This window comes from Streptomyces sp. NPDC059355, from assembly GCF_042752335.1.
Taxonomy (GTDB): domain Bacteria; phylum Actinomycetota; class Actinomycetes; order Streptomycetales; family Streptomycetaceae; genus Streptomyces.
The window spans coordinates 45,676-65,901 of the sequence record NZ_JBHYXN010000008.1 but is presented as its reverse complement, the minus strand read 5'-3'; the positions used below and the strand labels follow the sequence as shown (position 1 = coordinate 65,901).

Annotated in this window: 17 protein-coding genes; 13 read left to right on the top strand and 4 right to left on the bottom strand. The window is 72.1% G+C overall.

Annotated elements, in window-relative coordinates; all coding sequences use genetic code 11:
* Positions 1-9: 9 nt before the first annotated feature.
* From ACFXGI_RS10315 to ACFXGI_RS10305, 3 genes are read left to right on the top strand one after another with little or no spacing between them, the layout of a single operon-like run.
* Positions 10-1,152 (top strand): acyl-CoA dehydrogenase family protein, encoded by a 1,143-nt coding sequence (locus tag ACFXGI_RS10315; protein ID WP_384704991.1) that lies wholly within the window; start codon positions 10-12, stop codon positions 1,150-1,152.
* Positions 1,153-1,182: 30 nt separating this feature from the next.
* Positions 1,183-2,397 (top strand): acetyl-CoA C-acetyltransferase, encoded by a 1,215-nt coding sequence (locus tag ACFXGI_RS10310; protein ID WP_384704990.1) that lies wholly within the window; start codon positions 1,183-1,185, stop codon positions 2,395-2,397.
* Between the two features lie 52 nt (positions 2,398-2,449).
* Positions 2,450-4,621 (top strand): 3-hydroxyacyl-CoA dehydrogenase NAD-binding domain-containing protein, encoded by a 2,172-nt coding sequence (locus tag ACFXGI_RS10305; protein ID WP_384704989.1) that lies wholly within the window; start codon positions 2,450-2,452, stop codon positions 4,619-4,621.
* 45 nt (positions 4,622-4,666) lie between these two features.
* On the opposite strand, the gene ACFXGI_RS10300 is transcribed toward ACFXGI_RS10305, so the two are convergent.
* Positions 4,667-5,404 (bottom strand): MerR family transcriptional regulator, encoded by a 738-nt coding sequence (locus ACFXGI_RS10300; protein ID WP_229335589.1) that lies wholly within the window; start codon positions 5,402-5,404, stop codon positions 4,667-4,669.
* Between the two features lie 85 nt (positions 5,405-5,489).
* Between ACFXGI_RS10300 and ACFXGI_RS10295 the strand changes: the two genes are divergently transcribed.
* The 4 genes from ACFXGI_RS10295 to ACFXGI_RS10280 all read left to right on the top strand — a co-directional run bounded on the left by ACFXGI_RS10295 (position 5,490) and on the right by ACFXGI_RS10280 (position 9,457).
* On the top strand, positions 5,490-7,340 hold the full coding sequence (locus tag ACFXGI_RS10295; RefSeq protein ID WP_384704988.1) for an AMP-dependent synthetase/ligase: 1,851 nt from the start codon (positions 5,490-5,492) through the stop codon (positions 7,338-7,340).
* Positions 7,341-7,517: 177 nt separating this feature from the next.
* On the top strand, positions 7,518-8,165 hold the full coding sequence (locus tag ACFXGI_RS10290; RefSeq protein WP_384704987.1) for a hypothetical protein: 648 nt from the start codon (positions 7,518-7,520) through the stop codon (positions 8,163-8,165).
* Positions 8,166-8,213: 48 nt separating this feature from the next.
* Positions 8,214-8,660 carry a hypothetical protein gene (locus ACFXGI_RS10285; protein ID WP_384704986.1) on the top strand — a complete coding sequence of 149 codons (447 nt, stop codon included), beginning with the start codon at positions 8,214-8,216 and terminating at the stop codon, positions 8,658-8,660.
* Positions 8,657-9,457, top strand: a complete 801-nt coding sequence (locus tag ACFXGI_RS10280) for a hypothetical protein (protein WP_384704985.1) — start codon at positions 8,657-8,659, stop codon at positions 9,455-9,457. Before ACFXGI_RS10285 ends, ACFXGI_RS10280 begins: the two co-directional genes overlap by 4 nt.
* A 48-nt stretch (positions 9,458-9,505) precedes the next feature.
* Here the strand turns inward: ACFXGI_RS10280 and sph are convergent, their stop codons facing one another.
* Positions 9,506-10,495 (bottom strand): sphingomyelin phosphodiesterase, encoded by a 990-nt coding sequence (gene sph, locus ACFXGI_RS10275; RefSeq protein ID WP_384704984.1) that lies wholly within the window; start codon positions 10,493-10,495, stop codon positions 9,506-9,508.
* A gap of 173 nt (positions 10,496-10,668) precedes the next feature.
* On the opposite strand from sph, the gene ACFXGI_RS10270 reads away from it, so the two are divergent.
* On the top strand, positions 10,669-11,562 hold the full coding sequence (locus ACFXGI_RS10270; RefSeq protein WP_384704983.1) for an oxygenase MpaB family protein: 894 nt from the start codon (positions 10,669-10,671) through the stop codon (positions 11,560-11,562).
* A gap of 39 nt (positions 11,563-11,601) precedes the next feature.
* On the opposite strand, the gene ACFXGI_RS10265 is transcribed toward ACFXGI_RS10270, so the two are convergent.
* Entirely contained in the window at positions 11,602-13,107 is a 1,506-nt protein-coding gene (locus ACFXGI_RS10265) for a M1 family metallopeptidase (RefSeq protein ID WP_384704982.1), read from the bottom strand.
* 256 nt (positions 13,108-13,363) lie between these two features.
* Positions 13,364-13,816, bottom strand: a complete 453-nt coding sequence (locus ACFXGI_RS10260; RefSeq protein ID WP_384704981.1) for a hypothetical protein — start codon at positions 13,814-13,816, stop codon at positions 13,364-13,366.
* Positions 13,817-13,931: 115 nt separating this feature from the next.
* On the opposite strand from ACFXGI_RS10260, the gene ACFXGI_RS10255 reads away from it, so the two are divergent.
* The 5 genes from ACFXGI_RS10255 to ACFXGI_RS10235 form a co-directional block, all read left to right on the top strand.
* Positions 13,932-14,795 carry a hypothetical protein gene (locus ACFXGI_RS10255; RefSeq protein ID WP_384704980.1) on the top strand — a complete coding sequence of 288 codons (864 nt, stop codon included), beginning with the start codon at positions 13,932-13,934 and terminating at the stop codon, positions 14,793-14,795.
* A gap of 138 nt (positions 14,796-14,933) precedes the next feature.
* A complete protein-coding gene (locus tag ACFXGI_RS10250) occupies positions 14,934-17,423 on the top strand; it encodes a Tex family protein (protein ID WP_384704979.1) in 2,490 nt (829 codons plus the stop codon).
* A gap of 303 nt (positions 17,424-17,726) precedes the next feature.
* Positions 17,727-18,230, top strand: a complete 504-nt coding sequence (locus tag ACFXGI_RS10245) for a hypothetical protein (protein WP_384704978.1) — start codon at positions 17,727-17,729, stop codon at positions 18,228-18,230.
* Positions 18,217-19,431 carry an MAB_1171c family putative transporter gene (locus tag ACFXGI_RS10240; protein ID WP_384704977.1) on the top strand — a complete coding sequence of 405 codons (1,215 nt, stop codon included), beginning with the start codon at positions 18,217-18,219 and terminating at the stop codon, positions 19,429-19,431. Before ACFXGI_RS10245 ends, ACFXGI_RS10240 begins: the two co-directional genes overlap by 14 nt.
* 15 nt (positions 19,432-19,446) lie before the next feature.
* Positions 19,447-20,226 (top strand): SDR family NAD(P)-dependent oxidoreductase (locus ACFXGI_RS10235; protein WP_384704976.1); only part of this gene is annotated, 780 nt, incomplete at its 3' end.

Genomic DNA, 20,226 nt, shown 5'->3' with positions numbered 1-20,226 from the left:
GGGGCCCCGATGCAACGCCGCATCTTCGACGCCGACCACGAGGCGTTCCGCGAGACCGTACGCACCTTCCTCACCAAGGAGGTGCTGCCGCACTACGAGCAGTGGGAGAAGGACGGGATCGTCAGCCGCGAGGCCTGGCGCGCCGCCGGCCGGCAGGGCCTGCTGGGCCTGGCCGTCCCGGAGGAGTACGGGGGCGGCGGGAACACCGACTTCCGCTACGCCGCCGTGATCGCCGAGGAGTTCACCCGGGCCGGGGCGGCCGGGCTCGCGATCGGCCTGCACAACGACATCATCGGCCCGTACCTGACCTCGCTCGCCACCGAGGAGCAGAAGCGGCGCTGGCTGCCGGGCTTCTGCTCCGGCGAGACCATCACCGCCATCGCGATGACCGAACCGGGCGCGGGCTCCGACCTCCAGGGGATCCGGACCAGCGCCGAGGACCGGGGCGACCACTGGGTGCTGAACGGCTCGAAGACCTTCATCTCCAACGGCATCCTGGCCGACCTGGTGGTCGTCGTCGCGAAGACCACCCCGGAGGGCGGCGCGCACGGCCTGTCGCTGCTGGTGGTCGAGCGGGGCACGGAGGGCTTCGAACGCGGCCGCAACCTCGACAAGATCGGCCAGAAGGCGCAGGACACCGCCGAGCTGTTCTTCCACGACGTGCGCGTCCCCAAGGAGAACCTGCTCGGCGAGCTGAACGGGGCCTTCGTCCACCTGATGACCAATCTCGCGCAGGAGCGGATGGGCATCGCGATGGCCGGCATCGCCGCCGCCGAGCACCTGCTGGAGATCACCACCACCTACGTGAAGGAGCGCGAGGCCTTCGGGCGGCCGCTCTCCAAGCTCCAGCACATCCGCTTCGAGATAGCGGAGATGGCCACCGAATGCGCCGTCACCCGCGCCTTCCTGGACCGCTGCATCGTCGACCACTCCAACGGCGAGCTGGACCACGTGCACGCCTCGATGGCCAAGTGGTGGGCGACCGAGCTCCAGAAGCGGGTCGCCGACCGCTGCCTGCAACTGCACGGCGGCTACGGGTACATGAGCGAATACCGGGTCGCACGGGCCTTCATCGACGGCCGTATCCAGACCATCTACGGCGGCACGACCGAGATCATGAAAGAGATCATCGGCCGCTCCCTCCTCGGCTAACGCACGACCTCTCCCCGAAAGGCTTGACCAGTGAGCACCGAAGCGTACGTATACGACGCGATCCGCACGCCGCGCGGCCGCGGCAAGGCCAACGGCGCCCTGCACGGCACCAAGCCGATCGACCTGGTCGTCGGCCTGATCAACGCCCTGCGCGAGCGCAACCCCGGCCTGGACCCCGCCACCATCGACGACATCGTGCTCGGCGTCGTCGGCCCGGTCGGCGACCAGGGCTCCGACATCGCCCGGATCGCGGCCATCGCCGCGGGACTCCCGGACACGGTGGCCGGCGTACAGGAGAACCGCTTCTGCGCCTCCGGCCTGGAGGCCGTCAACCTGGCCGCCGCCAAGGTCCGCTCCGGCTGGGAGGACCTGGTCCTCGCGGGCGGCGTGGAGTCCATGTCCCGCGTCCCGATGGCCTCCGACGGCGGTGCCTGGTTCAACGACCCGATGACCAACTGGGACACCGGCTTCGTCCCGCAGGGCATCGGCGCCGACCTCATCGCCACCATCGAGGGCTTCTCCCGGCGCGACGTCGACGAGTACGCCGCCCTCTCCCAGGAGCGGGCCGCCACCTCCATCAAGGAAGGCCGCTTCGCGAAGTCCGTCGTCCCGGTCACCGACCGCAACGGCCTGGTCGTCCTGGACCAGGAGGAGTTCGTCCGCCCGGGCACCACCGCCGACAGCCTCGCCAAGCTCAAGCCGTCCTTCGCGGACATCGGCGACCTCGGCGGCTTCGACGCCGTCGCCCTGCAGAAGTACCACTGGATCGAGAAGATCGACCACGTCCACCACGCGGGCAACTCCTCCGGCATCGTCGACGGCGCCTCGCTCGTCGCGATCGGTACCCGCGAGGCGGGGGAGCGCAACGGGCTGGCTCCCCGCGCCCGGATCGTCTCGGCCGCAGTCTCCGGCTCCGAGCCCACCATCATGCTCACCGGCCCCGCCCCGGCCACCCGCAAGGCCCTCGCCAAGGCCGGCCTGACCATCGACGACATCGACCTGATCGAGATGAACGAGGCCTTCGCCGGCGTCGTCCTGCGCTTCGTCAAGGACATGGGCATCACCCTCGACAAGGTCAACGTAAACGGCGGGTCCATCGCGCTCGGCCACCCGCTCGGCGCCACCGGCGCGATGCTCCTCGGCACCGTCATCGACGAACTGGAGCGCCAGGACAAGCGCTACGGGCTCGTCACCCTCTGCGTCGGCGGCGGCATGGGCGTCGCCACCATCGTCGAACGCCTCTGAACGCCGTCCTGATCCCCCCGACCTCCTCCCCGACACGGAAGCAGCGAGAAACATGAGCGAGTCCACCACGATCCGCTGGGACCAGGACGAGACCGGCGTCGTCACCCTGACCCTCGACGACCCGGGCCAGTCCGCCAACACGATGAACCAGGCCTTCAAGGACTCCATCGCGGCCGTCGCCGACCGCGCCGAGGCCGAGAAGGACTCCATCCGCGGCATCATCTACACCTCCGCCAAGAAGACCTTCTTCGCGGGCGGCGACCTCAAGGACATGATCCGGCTGCGTCCCGAGGACGCGCAGCTCGCCTTCGACACCGGCACCGAGATCAAGCGCTCGCTGCGCCGCATCGAGACCCTCGGCAAGCCCGTCGTCGCCGCCATCAACGGCGCCGCCCTCGGCGGCGGTTACGAGATCTGCCTCGCCTCCCACCACCGCGTGGCCCTCGACGCCCCCGGCTCCAAGATCGGCCTGCCCGAGGTCACCCTCGGCCTGCTCCCGGCCGGCGGCGGTGTCACCCGTACGGTCCGCCTCATGGGCATCGCCGACGCGCTGCTCAAGGTCCTGCTCCAGGGCACCCAGTACAACCCGCAGCGCGCCCTCGACAACGGCCTCGTCCACGAACTGGCCACCACCCCCGAGGAGATGCTGGCCAAGGCCCGCGCCTTCATCGACGCCAACCCCGAGTCGAAGCAGCCCTGGGACGTCCCCGGCTACCGGATCCCGGGCGGCACGCCGTCGAACCCGAAGTTCGCCGCCAACCTCCCGGCCTTCCCGGCCAGCCTGAGGAAGCAGCTGAACGGCGCCCCGTACCCGGCCCCGCGCAACATCCTGGCGTGTGCCGTCGAGGGCGCCCAGGTGGACTTCGAGACGGCGCTGACCATCGAGGCCCGCTACTTCACCGAGCTGGTCACCGGGCAGACCGCCAAGAACATGATCCAGGCGTTCTTCTTCGACCTCCAGGCCGTCAACGCCGGCCGCAGCCGCCCGCAGGGCATCGCGCCCCGCAAGGTCACCAAGGTCGCCGTCCTCGGCGCCGGCATGATGGGCGCGGGCATCGCGTACTCCTGCGCCCGCGCGGGCATCGAAGTGGTGCTGAAGGACGTCACCGCCGAGGCCGCCGCGAAGGGCAAGGAGTACTCCGAGAAGCTGCTCGACAAGGCCGTCTCCCGCGGCCGCAGCACCGAGGCCCAGCGCGCCGAGCTGCTCGCCCGGATCACCCCGACAGCCGAGGCCGCCGACCTGGCCGGCTGCGACGCCGTCATCGAGGCCGTGTTCGAGGACACCTCCCTCAAGCACAAGGTGTTCCAGGAGATCCAGGACGTCATCGCCCCCGACGCGCTGCTCTGCTCCAACACCTCCACGCTGCCCATCACGGGCCTCGCGGAAGGGGTTTCGCGCCCGGTCGACTTCATCGGACTGCACTTCTTCTCGCCCGTGGACAAGATGCCGCTGGTGGAGATCATCAAGGGCGAGCGCACCGGCGACGAGGCCATCGCCCGCGCCTTCGACCTCGTACGGCAGATCAACAAGACCCCGATCGTGGTCAACGACTCGCGCGGCTTCTTCACCTCGCGCGTCATCGGGCAGTTCATCAACGAGGGCGTGGCGATGGTCGGCGAGGGCGTGGAGCCCGCCTCCATCGAGCAGGCCGCGGCCCAGGCCGGCTACCCGGCCAAGGTGCTCTCCCTGATGGACGAGCTCACGCTCACCCTCCCGCGCAAGATCCGCAACGAGACCCGCAAGGCCTTCGAGGCCGAGGGCCGCACGTGGACCGCGCACCCCGCGGACGCGGTCATCGACCGGATGGTCGACGATTTCGGCCGCCCCGGGCGCAGCGGCGGGGCCGGCTTCTACGCGTACGACGAGAGCGGCAAGCGCGCCGGCATCTGGCCGGGCCTGCGCGAGCACTTCGCCAAGCCGGACGCGGACATCCCGTTCACCGACATGAAGGAGCGGATGCTCTTCTCCGAGGCCCTGGACACCGTCCGCTGCCTCGACGAGGGCGTGCTCACCTCGATCGCCGACGCCAACATCGGCTCCATCATGGGCATCGGCTTCCCGGCCTGGACCGGTGGCGTGATCCAGTACATCAACGGCTACGAGGGCGGCCTCGCGGGCTTCGTCGCCCGCTCCCGTGAGCTGGCCGCCCAGTACGGCGAGCGCTTCACCCCGCCGGCCTCGCTCGTCGCGAAGGCCGAGCGCGGCGAGACGTACTCCGACTGACCCCGCAGGACCCGCCGAACCGGCAGGACCCGCCGCGGGCGGCGTTCACCCGGAGCCTTCGGGCTCCGAGACGAACGCCGCCCGCAGTTCCTCCTTCAGCGACCGCTGGAACGCGGTCACCAGCGCCTGCACCACCATCGGCTGCATGTGCGCGGACAGCGCCTTCATCGACTCCACCCGCTCCGGATCGCTCTCGCCCCGCGTGAACGGCCCCCACACCTCGTCCCGGAACAGCGCCGTCAGCTCGTGCGCCGCCGTCCGCGCGTGCTCCAGCAGCACCTTGCGCGCCACCAGGATCGTCTCGTGCGCGATCGGCACGTCCAGAAGCGCGACGCCCAGCCGCAGCAGCCCCACGTCCACCCGGAACCCGCCGGCGGCCGGCGCCAGTACGTTCATCGCCGTCAGCCGCCGCACGTCGGCGTCCGACAGGCTCCGCCCGGCCCGCTTCTCCAGCTCCTCCCGCGACACCTCCTGGGGCGCGTCAGGAGCCCAACTGGACACCATGGCGCGGTGGATCGCCAGGTCGTGCGCGCTCAGGTCGTCGGGCAGCGCGTCCAGATAGCGCTCGATGGCCGACAACGTCATGCCCTGGTGCTGGAGTTCCTCGATGAGCGCCAGCCGGGACAGGTGCTCCGGCCCGTAGTGCCCCACCCGACGAGGGCCGATCACGGGAGGGGGCAAAAGCCCGCGCGTGCTGTAGAAACGAACGGTGCGCACGGTGACGCCCGCCCTGGCCGCCAGCTCGTCGACGGTGAGCATCGGCTCGGGTGCCTGGTCGGCCATCGTCTGCGCCTCGCTCTCTGCTCCACAGCTTGGGTTCAACAGTATTGCTGTCGCACCAACGATGTGAAACGGCCAGGAGCTGCCCATGACCATGAAACTGCGACTGCCCGGACGACCCGAAGAGCTCACCGTCCCCGCCCTGCTGGCGCGCAACGCCGCCGAACACGGCGCTCTCCCCGCCCTCTCCTGGCGAGAGGGCGACGGCTGGACGACCCTCGACTGGACCGAGGTCCGCCGCAAGGTCGCCGTCCTCGCCTCCGGATACGCCGCCCTCGGCGTGGAACGCGGCGAACACGTGCTGATCATGATGGGCAACCGCCCCGAGCACTGGCTGACCGACCTCGCCCTCGTCCACCTCGGCGCCGTCCCGGTCACCGTGTACGGGACCTCCGCGCCCGAGCAGATCGCCCACATCGCCCGGCACAGCCGGGCCCGGGTCGCGGTCCTCGAAGGCGCCGGCGAGCTGGCCCGCTGGGAACCGCTGCTCGCCGACGCACAGGTGCCCCTGGAGCGGCTGGTCGTGGCCGAGGCCGCCGAGGCGGGTCCGCACCGTACGTACGGATCTCTGCAAGCGAGCGGCGCCCGTACGCACCGCCCCGAGGCCTTCGAGAAGGCCTGGCGGGAGACCCGCCCCGAGGACCCGCTGACCGTCGTCTACACCTCCGGCACCACCGGCGACCCCAAGGGCGTACGGCTGACCCACCGCAACATCATGCTCCAGGCCGTCCGCATCGACGGGCGCACGGACCTGCCCGAGCACGCCGAGCACATCTGCTACCTGCCGTTCGCGCACATCGCCGAGCGGATCCTCGGCATCTACCTGCCGCTGCTGCGGGCCGCGCACGTCCGGCTCGTCGCCGACCCGGCCGCCGTGGGGGCCGCCGTACGCGAACTGCACCCGGTGCAGTTCTTCGGGGTGCCCCGGGTCTGGGAGAAGCTCGCCGCGTCGGTCCGGGCGGTGCTCGCCCAGCTTCCCGCCGCGCAGCGGGAGTCCATCGAGGCCGCGAACGACCTCGCCCGGGCCAGGGCCGGCCACCGGGAGCGCGGCGAGCGGATCCCGGCCGCGCTCGAAGCCTCGTACGCCCGGGCGAAGGAGCAGGTGCTGGACCCGCTGCTGGGCCTTGCGGGGCTGGACCGGCTGGTGTGGACGGCCAGCGCCACAGCCCCGATGCCGATCGACGTGGTCCGCTTCTGGGCGGGCTGGGGGATCACCATCATGGACGCCTGGGGGCTCACCGAGACCTCGGGCGTGTGCACGATCAACAGCCCGGACGGCTTCCGGCTGGGCTCGGTGGGACGCCCGATCGAGGGGCTGGAGCTGAGGCTCGCCGAGGACGGCGAGATCCTCACGCGCGGCGCGACCGTCTTCGCCGGCTACCTGCGGCCCGACGGGTCGGTGGAGAGCGCGCACGACGCCGAGGGCTGGTTCCCGACCGGGGACGTCGGCCGGCTCGACGAGGACGGGTTCCTCTGGCTGACGGACCGCAAGAAGGAACTCATCATCACCTCGAACGGCAAGAACGTCTCGCCGGCCCTGGTGGAGAACACCGTCAAGGAGCACCCGCTGATCGGCCAGGCCCTGGTGCACGGGGACGGCCGCTCCTACCTCGTCGCCCTCCTGGTGCTCGACGGGGAGGTGGCCCCGGCGTGGGCGGCGGCCCGAGGCATCGAGGCCGGTCCGCTCGCCGGGCTCGCGGAGCACCCGGCCGTCCGGGAGGAGATCGCCGCCGCCGTCGCGGCGGCCAACGCCCGGCTCAACCGGACCGAGCAGATCAAGCGGTACCGGCTGCTGACCGAGGAGTGGGGCCCCGCCTCCGGAGAGCTCACGCCGTCGCTGAAACTGCGCCGCCGGGTGGTCCGGGAGAAGTACGGCCCCCTCATCGAGGCCCTGTACGAGGACCCTCATGGGGAACCGCAGGCGGCCCCGGCCCCGTAGCCCGGACGGCCCCGTCCGGCGGGCGCACGACCGCCCGCCGGACGGGTTCCGCCCGAGCCGCCCGGTGCGGGCATCTCGGCCAACGGCCGGACAGCGGCCCGTAGTCCGGGCCACACTGTGGGCCACGGGTTGGCGCCCGGCCGGACGACGCGGCCGCGGCGAACGGGGGGCGGTTGCATGCCACGCGACGCAGTGTTCTTACGCACGGGATGGTCCCGGCGCTGGCTGGACGGCGCCCTCGCGCTGTGGGTCGTCGGATTCCTGGGCGTCGCGCTGGCCGCGCAGGGAAACCAGCACCTCGGCAACGTCGGGGCGGCGAAGGTCCTGCGCACCGAGCCGGGACAGGCCGGGACGGTCCAGCTGGCCGACGACGGCCTCTACCTGGTCTGGATCGAGAGCCGCACCGATCTGCCCCGGCCCCCGGCCCTGCAAGCCATGGTGAAGGGCGACGCGCGCAACAAGCCCGGCAGTACGGTGTCCCTCGCCGCCACCGACGGACACCCGCTCGACCAGGGGGCCTGGCGCACCCCCAGGCTGCGCGAGGCGATCGACCACCGCTACTGGTACGCGGACGAGCGCGGGCACTGGCAGGCCTGGCCGGCCGCCACCGCCCCCCTGCAACCGGGCGGGTACACGCTGGACACGCCCCTGCGCGGGCCGGGCATCAGGCTGGCGATCGCGAAGGTGCCCGCCGTTCCGCCCAAGAACCAGACCCGTTTCCTGGCGCTGGCAGGCGCCGGGGCGGCCCTGTGGGCCTTCAGCGCCCTGCGCCGGCGCGGCATCAACCGACGGGTCCTCGGCCCCGACGCGCCCGCCCTCGCCTGACCGGGCCCCGAGTACCACCACGACCACACCACCACCGGGGGAACGGACATGTTCGACGAACAACCGGGGTACGACCTGGAACGGGCCATCGAGAGGGAACGGGTCCTCGAAAGGACGCCGGGGAGCTTCCGCATGGCGCACTCCGTGTCGACCGACGGGGCCGGCCTGGTGCCGCTGCTCCTCTCCCCGATCGGCATCGCGATCCTCGTCCTCCAAGGGCTCGCCGCAGGGGTGGACAGGCTGACGTACGACTCCCCGCTCGCCTTCCTCTTCCCCGTCCCCGGGGACGGCCCGGTCCGCTTCGCGCTCAGCCTGATCACCCTGGTGCTGTTCGTCCCGGGCACCCTGCTGTGGACCTCCCGCAGACTGCGGACCACCCGGCTGCGGCCTCTGTGCACCTGGCTGCTGTCGCCGGCCGCCGTCCTGCTCGTACCCGTGGTGGTCTACGTCGCCGTCACCACCTACACCACCGACGTCGTCAGGCTGGGCGGATGAAGGCCCCCACCGGCGGCACGGGCCGGGCCACCGCCGTACTGTCCTCGCTGGTCACCCCCGGGCGCCTCCCGGCCACCCTGGGCGCCGCCGGAGCGCTGCTGATGCTGCTGGGCGCCGTACTGCCGTGGGTCGTCGGGGCCGACGGCGACACCCTGCCCTACGGATTCCGCGCGGACGCCGCCACGGGTGCCGCCGCCCTCGGATCGAGGGCCGGACTCGCGGGCGGGGACGCCCTCGTCGTGGTGGTCACCGGCGCCGCCGCCCTCTGGGCGGCCGGCCTGCTGGTGTTCGGGCGCGGCCGCATCGTCCACCGCACGGTGCTGGTCACGGCCGCGGTGCTGGGAGGCGCCTGGGCGGCGCTGGACCTCGCCGAGACGGGCACCGTGCGCGACCGCGCCGGACGGCTGCCCGACCTCACCGCCGGCCCCGGACCGTACGTGGTCCTGGTGGCCGTGCCCCTGCTGCTGGCGGCCGCCGTCCTCGCGAAGCACGACGTCTTCGAGGAGCAGGAGGTCCGCACGCTGCGCGCGGTACGGCTGATGGCCAACGGACGGGTCGGCGAGGCCCTGGAGTCGCAGCAGCGGACCGTGCGCGCCGCGCGCCGCTCTCCCGGACGGAGCCACCCGTCCACGACGAGCGCGACCGTGGAACTGGTCCGGATGTACGTCTGGGCCGGCTGGCCGGGCCGGGCGGCGGAACTGGCCCGGCAGGCCTCCGAGGACGCGCGCGCGTGGGCACCGGACAACCCGGAGGACTACCGGCGGCTCCAGGCCGACATCGCCGAGATCCTCGGCTGACCGAACGCGCTGGTGCCCGCCGCGCGGCGGGCACCGAGCGGGGGCGGGCTAGCGGCCGATCAGCGGGTAGTGGTCGCTGAGGTTGGTGTACGTGTACGAGGTGCCCCAGCTGGATACGGTCCAGGGCGCCGACTGCTCCTTGACCACGTTGTTCTCCCAGCCCGCCGGGCGCGCGTTGCCCTTGCGGTAGAGGACGTAGTCCAGGTCCTCGCGCGGGTCCGTCGGGTAGCGGTAGTTCGCGATCGAGTTCTGCGCGGTGTCGAACGAGTACGGGTGGCCCGTGCGCGAGTCGGAGTCGGCCAGGTCGGCGTTGGCGAGCATGGACGCGAACTCGGGGGAGCGCGAGTCGACGTTCATGTCGCCGGCGACGATGACCTGCTCGCCCGCCGGGATGTTCTTGCCGTCCAGGAAGGCGTCTATCGCCTTGAACTGCCGGGCGCGCATGTCGGCCGCCTCGCCGGAGCCGCAGCCCGGGTCGGTGGACTGGGCGTGGGTGCCGACCACGTGGACCTTGGCCCCGCCCACGTTCAGCACGACGTAGGCGAAGCCCTTGTTGGACCACCAGTCGGCGCCGCAGGCGTCCTTGTAGACGACCTGCTCCTTGCGGAGGATCGGCCACTTGCTGAGGATCGTGACGCCGCCGTCCTCGGGGGTGGTCGAGGAGTAGGCGCCGCCCGTCGCGTCCCAGCCGCTCTTGCTGCGGCCTACGATCGGGGTCTGGTACGGGTACTGCGCGGAGGCGTTCGACTTCAGCGCGTCCGAGGCGCCGTTGTCGAAGGCCTCCTGGAGCACGACCACGTCGTGGCCCTGGAAGAAGGACGCCTTGGGGATCTCCGAAGCCCGGTGGTCCTGACCCCAGTTGGGGTAGAGGTTCTTGCTCATCAGGAACGTGTTGTACGTGAGGACGCTGAGCCGCGGGGCCGCGGCGCTCTCCGCGGCCGAGGCGGCCGGCGCACCGGTGGCGGCCAGTGCGCCGACGGCGATCGCCGCAACGGCCGTGGCGGCGGCGCGGTTGCGGCTGAGCTTGGTGTGCAGCATGAGGTCTCCATCATTCCTGCAGGGGGAGATCGACTCCGTCATCCAAGCAGCCGCGGTTACCTCTGGGTAACACCCGTGACAAGACTTTCTGTCCGGGAGCGGACGTCTGGTACTCGCGACCCGGGACGTCCGGCGCTCGCAGCCCGAACCTTCGGCAATCGCATACTGGAACCATGAGAGAAGCAGCGCTCCCCGCACCCGGACCGAAGGCCGCGCGCCGCCCCGATCCCGAGCCGCCGGCCCCCGGCGGGGTGCTCTGGACCATCTCCGGCGACATCCGGGCCCTGCTGATGCTCCCGGCCGCCTTCACCCTGCAGGTGGCCCACCCCGCGATCGGCGCCGGGGTCGACGAGCACTCCGTCTTCCGCACCGACCCCTGGGGGCGCGGCGAGCGCTCGCTGCGCTCCGTCCAGCTGTGGGTGTACGGCGGCGCGGAGGCCGCCGAGGAGGGCCGCCGGGTACGCCGCCTGCACAAGGAGATCCAGGGCATCGACACCCGGGGACGGCGCTACCACTCCCTCGACCCCGCCTGCTACTCCTGGGTGCACGCCACCGGCTTCCCGATCTACCTCTACGCCGGGCGGTACCTGCTGCGCCGCTTCACCCCCGCGCAGGAGCGGCAGTTGTACCGGGAGTGGCTCCAGGTGGGCCGGATCCTCGGCATACACGACCGGGACATGCCGCAGACCATCGAGGAGTACTGGGTCTACTACCACCGGATGCTGGCCGAGGAGATCGAGCCGACCAAGGTCGCCCGCGAGCTGGTCGCCACCGACGTGCCGCTGCCGAGGCCCGAGGGCGGCTCCCTGCCGGTACGGCTGCTGCTGCGGCTCGCCTGGCCGGCGCTGCGGGCCGCGTTCCTGCACTTCCGGGCATTCGTCACCGTGGGGTACATGCCGCCCGAGGCCCGCGCCGCCATCGGGCTGGAGTGGAGCCCGTCCCAGGAACGCAGGCTCCGGCGGCTCAGCACGGCCGTACGGCTCCTCGTACCGCTGCTGCCGGAGCGCCTGCGCTACCTGCCCATCGCCCGCGCGGCCCGGGCCCGCCGACGCGCCGGCACCCCCTGAGGGGCGCCGGCGCGCGGGGCCTCGTGCGCGCTGCGCGGCTCAGTGGTCGTGGATCGTGTTCGTCTCGGCGATCTTCTTCCAGGACTTCGGCTCCACCGGCTTCGCGGCGGGGGCCTTGAGGGACCGGGCGTTCTCGGCCGCGGCGGCCGGCGGGGCGAAGGCGGGCTTGCCCGGGGTGTACAGCCAGGTCTCGAAGAGCTGGGCGAGGGGCTTGTTCGACAACTTCTCCGCGTACCGGACGAAGTCCCCGACCTTGGCGTTCCCGTAGGCCCGCTCGGCCGGCCAGCCCTTGAGGATCTTGAAGAACTTCTCGTCGCCGATCTCGTTGCGCAGCGCCTGCAGGGCGATCGCACCGCGGTCGTAGACGGCTCCGTGGAACTGGTTGTCCGGGCCCGGGTCGCCCGGCTTGACCTGCCAGAACGGGTCGTCCGCGGCGCGCTGCCCGTATGCCCAGTCGGCGAGCTCCTGCGCGGTGCCCTCGCCCTCCTTCTCCGACCACAGCCACTGGCTGTAGCGGGCGAAGCCCTCGTTGATCCAGATGTCCTTCCAGCCGTCGACGGAGACGCTGTCCCCGTACCACTGGTGGGCCAGCTCGTGCACGACCACCGAGACGTTGGCGCCGTTCGCGAACTGCTTCGGGCTGTAGAACGGCCGGGTCTGCGTCTCCAGCGCGAAGCTGGAGGGCACGTTCGGCACGTACCCGCCCAGGGCGTTGAAGGGGTACGGCCCGAAGACCCCCTCCAGCCACTCGGCGACCTCGCCGGTCCGCTCCACGCTCGCGCGCGCCGCGCCCGCGTTGTCGCCGAGGTCCTTGCTGTACGCGTTGACGATGGGCAGCCCGTTCGCCGTCGTCCCCGTGGTGACGTCGAACTTGCCGATCGCGAGGGTGGCCAGGTACGTGGCCTGCGGCTTGTTCGAGCGCCAGCTGTACCGGGTCCAGCCGAGCCGGGAGATCTGCGACTGGAGCACGCCGTTGCTGATGGCCTGGGTGCCGTCGGGGACGTTGACCGAGATGTCGAAGGTGGCCTTGTCGAGCGGGTGGTCGTTGCTCGGGAACCACCAGACGGCCGAGTCGGGCTCCTGCGCGGCGACACCGCCGTCCGGGGTGCGCTGCCAGGCCGACCAGCCGTCGATCTTGAACTCCGAGGGCTTTCCGGCGTACTTGACGACGACCGACGCCGGGGTGTCCTTCTTCAGCACCTGGGCGGGGGTCACCTCCAGCTCGTGGTCCCCGGACGTGGCGAACTTCGCCTTGGCGCCGTTGACCCGGATCTCGCTGACCTTCAGGCCGAAGTCCAGGTTGAAGCGGGAGAGGTCCTGCCTGGCGGTGGTCAGGAGCGTGGCGGTGCCCTCCAGCAGGTCCGTCTTCGGCTGGTACTGCAGGCGCAGGTCGTAGTGGGACACGTCGTACCCGCTGTTGCCACTGGCCGGGTAGTAGGGGTCGCCGATCCCCGGGGCCCCTTGCACGGAACTCGCCGCCGACGCCGGGATCACCAGCAGGAGGGAGGCGGCGAGGACGCTCGGGGCGATGACTTTGCGGTGCACGAAGAGCTCCAAGGGGTAGGGAGACAGTTCTGTTCAACGGCTTGTCGTCCGAACGTATTCACGCCCGCCGCCCTACGTCATGTCCATGGCCCCTCGTGTCACACGATCGCCATTCGGCCGTCACAGGCGAGCGGCCGGACCGGTGGCCACCGCCCCCAAGGGCCGTGTCCGGGTACGCGAACGGCCTTCTTCCGCGCGGTGCGCCGCGCGGAAGAAGGCCGGAAACCGGATGCCGGCGAGACCCGAAGGACGCCTCCTAGAGGCCGTTCAGCTTCGAGTTGGTCGCGAGGAACTGGGTGCCGATGCCGGTGTCGTTGCTCGAGAAGAGGCCCGACGCGCCGCGCAGGCTGGTCTTCTCGGCCGCCAGACGGCCCATCAGGGTCTTCACCTGCTGGTCCCAGGTGTCCGCCACCTTCTTCAGGCCGGCGGCGGTCTCCCAGCCGTCGAAGCCCTTCTGGGCGGTGCCGGTGTCGGTGTCCGCGTACTCCGCGGCCTTCCTGGTGTTGGGCTCCAGCTCGGTCTCGATCGTGTTCGCCGCGTCCTTCTTCTGGGCCGGCGTCGAAGCGAAGTCCCCGGAACCGCCCGGAACGAACGGGCCCATCGGGCCCTTCGGGTTGCCCGGCGCCGCCGGTCCCGTCGGCGGCACCGTCGGGCCGCTCGGTTCGACCGGTACGTGGTTCAACCGCATGCCGACCTGAAGGTCCGCCATTTGGCCGCCATCCTCTGACATGTTCACGCCTCCCCGTTGATGTCGGCTCGATCATATGCACGGCGGCCGGGACTCGGTCTACCCGGCATACTGAGCGGTCGGTAATCTGGCCGCCATGACGATTCCTGCGCGCGCCGCCCGCAACTGTTGGCATGCTGCGATCAACCCGCTGCACGCGACCATCTACTTCTCTCCCGACCTGGGCAAGGAGTTCGCCGCCCTCGGGGTCACCGAGCGGCCCGCCGTGAACCTCGCCTCCCGCTCCGCCGCCATGGGAGCCGTCGGACCCGGCACGGTCACCGCCACCTTCTACAACTACCGCCACGACTTCGTCGCCCGGCACCTGCCCGCCGTCTGGGACACCATCACCCCCGAACAGGCCCTCGACGCCCGGCTGCGCGCCGCCGACGGCACCCTGCGCCGGCTGCTCGGCGCGGAGGCGATCGAATCCCCCGAGCTCGCCGAGGCCGCCGACCTCGCCCTGCGCGCCACCGAGGGCTGCACCCGGCACGCCCGGCCCCTCTACGCCGCCCACGCCGACCTCCCCGTACCCGAGGAGCCGCACCTGCGGCTCTGGCACGCCACCACCCTGCTGCGCGAGCACCGCGGCGACGGCCACCTCGCCGCCCTGCTGCTCGCGGGGCTGGACCCGCTGGAGGCCCTGGTCAGCCACACCGCCACCGGGCGCGGCATGACCCACAAGTGGATCAAGGCCATCCGCGGCTGGGATCAGTCCGACCTCGACGCCGCCGCCGACCGGCTGCACGAGCGCGGGATCCTCGACACCGAAGGCGAACTCACCGCGGAGGGCGCGGCCGTACGCGAGCGCCTCGAAGCCGACACCGACCGCCTCGACGCGGCCCCGTACGAGCACCTCGGCGCCGAAGGCCTGGCTCGGCTCGCCGAGCTCGGCGGCGGACTCGTCGTCAAGGCCGTCACCGCCGGCGCCTTCCCCGCGGACGCCTTCGGCAAGGCCTGACGGGTCCGGGGCGGGTCCGGGGCGGGCCCGGGCGCGGGCCCGGGCGGGGACCCGGGCGCGGGTCTCCCGGCCCCCGTCGCCGCCACCTGCCACAATTGGCAGCCTTCCAGTGCAAACGAAGGCAGGCGGGACCCGATCGTGACGATGTCCATCGAAGGCAGGATCGCCGAGGAGCTCGGCGTACGGGAGCGGCAGGTCAAGTCCGCCGTCGAGCTGCTCGACGGCGGCTCCACCGTGCCGTTCATCGCGCGCTACCGTAAGGAAGCGACCGAGATGCTCGACGACGCCCAGCTGCGCACCCTCGAAGAGCGGCTGCGGTATCTGCGCGAGCTGGAGGACCGGCGCGCGGCGATCCTGGACTCCGTGCGGGAGCAGGGCAAGCTCGACGCCGAGCTGGAGGCCCGGATCAATGCGGCCGACACCAAGGCCCGGCTGGAGGACATCTACCTCCCGTTCAAGCCCAAGCGGCGCACCAAGGCGCAGATCGCCCGCGAGGCCGGCCTGGAGCCGCTCGCCGGCCGCCTGCTGGCCGACCCGTCGGTGGAACCGGCCGCCGCCGCGGCCGCGTTCGTCGACGCCGACAAGGGCGTCGCCGACCCGGCCGCGGCCCTGGAGGGCGCCCGCGCGATCCTCACCGAGCGCTTCGGCGAGGACGCCGACCTCATCGGCGAGCTGCGCGAGCGCATGTGGGGCCGCGGCCGGCTCGCCGCGAAGGTGCGCGAGGGCAAGGAGGAGGCGGGCGCCAAGTTCGCCGACTACTTCGACTTCGCCGAGCCCTTCACCGCGCTGCCCTCGCACCGCGTCCTCGCCATGCTGCGCGGCGAGAAGGAGGACGTCCTCGACCTCACCCTGGAGCCCGAGGAGCCTCGCGAGGAGCCCGGCCCGTCCACGTACGAGGGCATGATCGCCCGCCGCTTCGGGGTGAACGACCGCGGCCGCCCCGGCGACAAGTGGCTGGGCGACACCGTCCGCTGGGCGTGGCGTACGAAGATCCAGGTGCACCTCGGCATCGACCTGCGGATGCGGCTGCGCCAGGCGGCCGAGGACGAGGCCGTACGGGTCTTCGCGTCCAACCTGCGCGACCTGCTGCTCGCGGCGCCCGCCGGCACCCGCGCCACCCTCGGCCTCGACCCGGGCTTCCGCACCGGAGTGAAGGTCGCCGTCGTCGACGCCACCGGCAAGGTCGTGGCGACCGACGTGGTCTACCCGCACGTGCCCGCCAACAAGTGGGACGAGTCCCTCGCCAAGCTGGCCCGCCTCGCCGGGGAGCACGCGGTCGAGCTGATCGCCATCGGCAACGGCACGGCCTCGCGCGAGACCGACAAGCTCGCCGGGGACCTGATCACCCGCCACCCCGAGCTGAAGCTCACCAAGGTGATGGTGTCCGAGGCGGGCGCCTCCGTGTACTCGGCCTCCGCGTTCGCCTCGCAGGAACTCCCGGACATGGACGTGTCGCTGCGCGGCGCCGTGTCCATCGCCCGGCGCCTGCAGGACCCGCTCGCCGAGCTCGTCAAGATCGACCCCAAGTCGATCGGCGTCGGCCAGTACCAGCACGACCTCTCCGAGGTGAAGCTGTCGCGCTCGCTCGACGCGGTGGTCGAGGACTGCGTGAACGGTGTCGGTGTCGACGTCAACACCGCCTCCGCCCCGCTGCTCTCGCGGGTCTCGGGCATCAGCGGCGGGCTCGCCGAGAACATCGTGGCCCACCGCGACGACAACGGCCCCTTCCGCAGCCGCAAGGCACTGAAGGACGTCGCCCGCCTGGGTCCGAAGGCGTACGAGCAGTGCGCGGGCTTCCTGCGGATCCGCGGCGGGGACGACCCGCTGGACCTCTCCAGCGTGCACCCCGAGTCGTACCCGCTGGTCCGGGGCATGGCCAAGACGGCCGGCAGCGACGTGGCGGCGCTGATCGGCAACACCGGCGTGCTGCGCTCGCTGCGCCCGGAGCAGTTCGTCACGGAGGCCTTCGGCCTGCCGACCGTGACGGACATCCTGCGCGAGCTGGAGAAGCCGGGCCGCGACCCGCGGCCGGCCTTCAAGACCGCCACGTTCAAGGAGGGCGTCGAGAAGATCGGCGACCTGGCGCCGGGGATGATCCTGGAGGGCGTGGTCACGAACGTGGCCGCGTTCGGCGCCTTCATCGACATCGGCGTCCACCAGGACGGGCTGGCCCACGTCTCGGCGCTGTCGAAGAACTTCGTCAAGGACCCGCGGGACGTGGTCAAGCCGGGCGACATCGTCCGGGTGAAGGTCCTGGACGTGGACATCCCGCGCAAGCGGATCTCGCTGACGCTGCGGCTGGAGGACGAGGCCGACCGCCCGGCGGGCGGCGCCCCCCGGCAGCGCGAGGACCGCCAGGAGCGCCAGGAGCGACGCGGCGGCGGCCGTCCCCCGCAGCAGCGCGGCGGCCAGGGCCAGGGCGGCGGCCAGGGTCAGGGTCAGGGTCAGGGCGGAGGCCAGGGTCAGAGCCGGGGCCAGGGCCAGGGCGGCGGGCAGGGCAGGGGCCAGGGCGGCGGCGGGCAGCGCCAAGGCGGCAGCGGCTCCCCGGCCCCGGCCAACAGCGCGATGGCCGACGCCCTGCGCCGGGCCGGTCTCACCGGCGGCGACGAGGGGCGCCGCAAGCGCTGAGACGGGCGTGTCCCGCGGCTCCGCCGGCACCGGTCCGGCGGAGCCGCCGGGGCGTGGCACGCGGGCGGGATCACCCGGTTTCCAGGATGGCCGAATAGGCACCCCACCTGGGGACACATCTTGCGAACTCCCGTACATGATCTGTAGGCATGGTGGAACGCCCGTTCGCCGAATGGCGAACGGGCTTCCGTTTCTCCCCTCAGGACCCCACTCCCAGAGGCCGCCTTGAAGGCACAGGACGCCATGCCCACGCCCACGCACGCCTACCGACGCTGCCCGCGAAAGGGTCCGAAGAGGGATCACATGCCCCACTCGCAACCCAGCCTCCGTAAACGGTGCGAGAAGATTCTCGGCCATCTGGAGCTGACACATCCCTTCTCCATCGAGGGGCTGTGCAACCGGATCGCCGAGCAGCGGGGCCGCCCGATCCACCTCCACCCGCTCCCCAGGGAAGCGGCGGAATCCGGGGTCTGCGGGCTGTGGGTGGGCACCGACAGCGTCGACTTCGTCTTCTACGAGGCACAGACCACCGCGCTGCACCGCGAGCACATCGTGCTCCACGAGCTCGGGCACATCCTGTTCGGCCACAACTCCCTGGAGGCCGAGGACAACGACGGGCAGGTCCCCACCGTCCTCGGGCGCACCAACTACACCACCAGCCAGGAGCAGGAGGCGGAAATGCTGGCCAGCATGATCCGCATCCGCACCACGGGATCCTGCCCGCAGTCGGCCGCCGGGCCCCGCTCCACCCTCGCCTGGCTGGAATCCGCCATGGGCTACGGGCGGGGGAGCCATGGACGCCGCTGACCTCACCGCGTTCGGCGACTCGCTCGCCGTGCCCAGCGTCGTCTGCCTCTGGACGGCCGTCCTGCTGCGCGCCCCCGCCGCCCTGCGCTCCCCGCAGCAGCGCGGCCTGTGGCTCGCCGTCGCCACCGCCGCCGCCGCGATGACCCTGAACCTCCCCGACGTCGTCACGTACGCGATGCGCGATCCGGACTACGCGCACACCGTCGGCCTCGTCCGCAACCTGATCGGCGTGCTGTCCGCGGGCACCGTGCTCTACTTCGTCGCCGCGGCCACCCGCGGCCGGGCCCTCCAACTCGCCGCCTGGGTGGGTACGGTGGCCTGGCTGACCACCCTCGTGGTGCTCGACACGGCCGCCCCCGCGCACACCGCGCACACCATCCCGCCGCAGGGCGACCCGGTGCCCTCGCTCGCGTACTGGCTGCTGCTGATCTCCGCGCACCTCCTCGCCAACACCACCTGCGTCTCGCTCTGCTGGCGCTACAGCCGGCGCACCGAGAGCCGGGGACTGGCCGCCGGGCTGCGGCTGTTCGGCCTCGGCACCGCGCTCGCGGGCCTGTTCTGGTTCGCCTACCTGCTCAAGGCCCTGTTCGGCAGCACCTGGGCGATGCCCGCCCTGCCGCTGATGATGAACCTGCACGGACTGCTGCGGGCTGCCGCGATCCTCGTGCCCACGCTGTTCACGCTGCGCCGCACGAGCGCCGACATCGCCACCGCCTGGCGGCTGTGGCCGCTCTGGCACGACCTGGTCCAGGCCGTCCCGCACGTCGCCCTCACCAAGCCGCGGGCCGGCCGGGTCGTGGAGCTGCTGTGGCCGCCGGTCCCGCGCAACCTGCTGGTGTACCGCAAGGTGATCGAGACCCGCGACGCGATCCTGATCCTCGGCGAGTACGTCGCCCCGGGCGTTCCGGAGCTGGCCCGCAGCCATGTCACCGGGCACGGGATACCCGAGCAGCGGCGCACCGCGGCCGCGCTGGCCTGCGTACTGAAGGAGGCGCGGCAGGCGAAGCTCGCCGGACGGCCCGGGCAGCCGGGGGAGGACGCGGCGTGGGAACTGCCCGCCGCGATGCAGACCTCCGCCGAGGGCGGCGACCTCGACGACGAGGCCCGGTTCCTGGTCGACGTGGCCCAGGCCTACGGATCGCCGTCGACCACGGACTTCAGCCCACAGGGCCCGACCCCGCAGCGCCCGCACACCCCGTAAGGAAGTGACCCTCCCTTGACCACCGTTCTGATCACCGGGGCCAGTGCCGGACTCGGCGCCGCCTTCGCCCGCGGCTTCGCGGCCAAGGGCTGCGAGCTCGTCCTGGTCGCCCGCGACAAGGACCGCCTCGAAGCCGTGGCCCGGGAGCTCGGCCGGGAGTTCGGCACGGCGAGCGAGGTACTGCCCGCCGATCTGCTGGACCCGGCGGACTGCACGGCCGTCGCCGAGCGGCTCGCCGACCGGGGGCGGCCCGTGGACATCCTGGTCAACAACGCGGGCTTCGGGCTGCCCGCGCCGTTCCCGTACAGCCCGGTCGAGGACGAGGAGCGGCTGCTCGACCTGCTGGTGAAGGTCCCGCTGCGGCTCACCCACGCCATGCTGCCCGGGCTGCGCGAGCGCCGCCGGGGCGCGGTGGTGAACGTGTCCTCGGTGGCCGGACTGCTGCCGACCGGGACGTACGGGGCCGCCAAGGCCTGGGTCACCGCGTTCAGCGAGTCCCTGCGGGTGGACATGGCGCCGTACGGGGTCCGGGTGCTCGCGGTGGTCCCGGGGTTCACCCGCACCGAGTTCCAGGCCCGCGCCGGGATGGACGTCAGCTCCCTGCGCGAGGCGGTGTGGCTGGAGCCCGAGGCCGTCGTGGGCAAGGCCCTGCGGGACCTGGCCCTGGGGCGGCCGGGGATGGAAACACCCCCGCGCCACGCCGGCATAGCCCGCCCGCGGAGCCGCCCGCCGGGCGCGGGAGGTGGCCGAGCGGTGTGGCCCACAGGCCGGCCCCCCCCCCGAGTGAGGCCCACG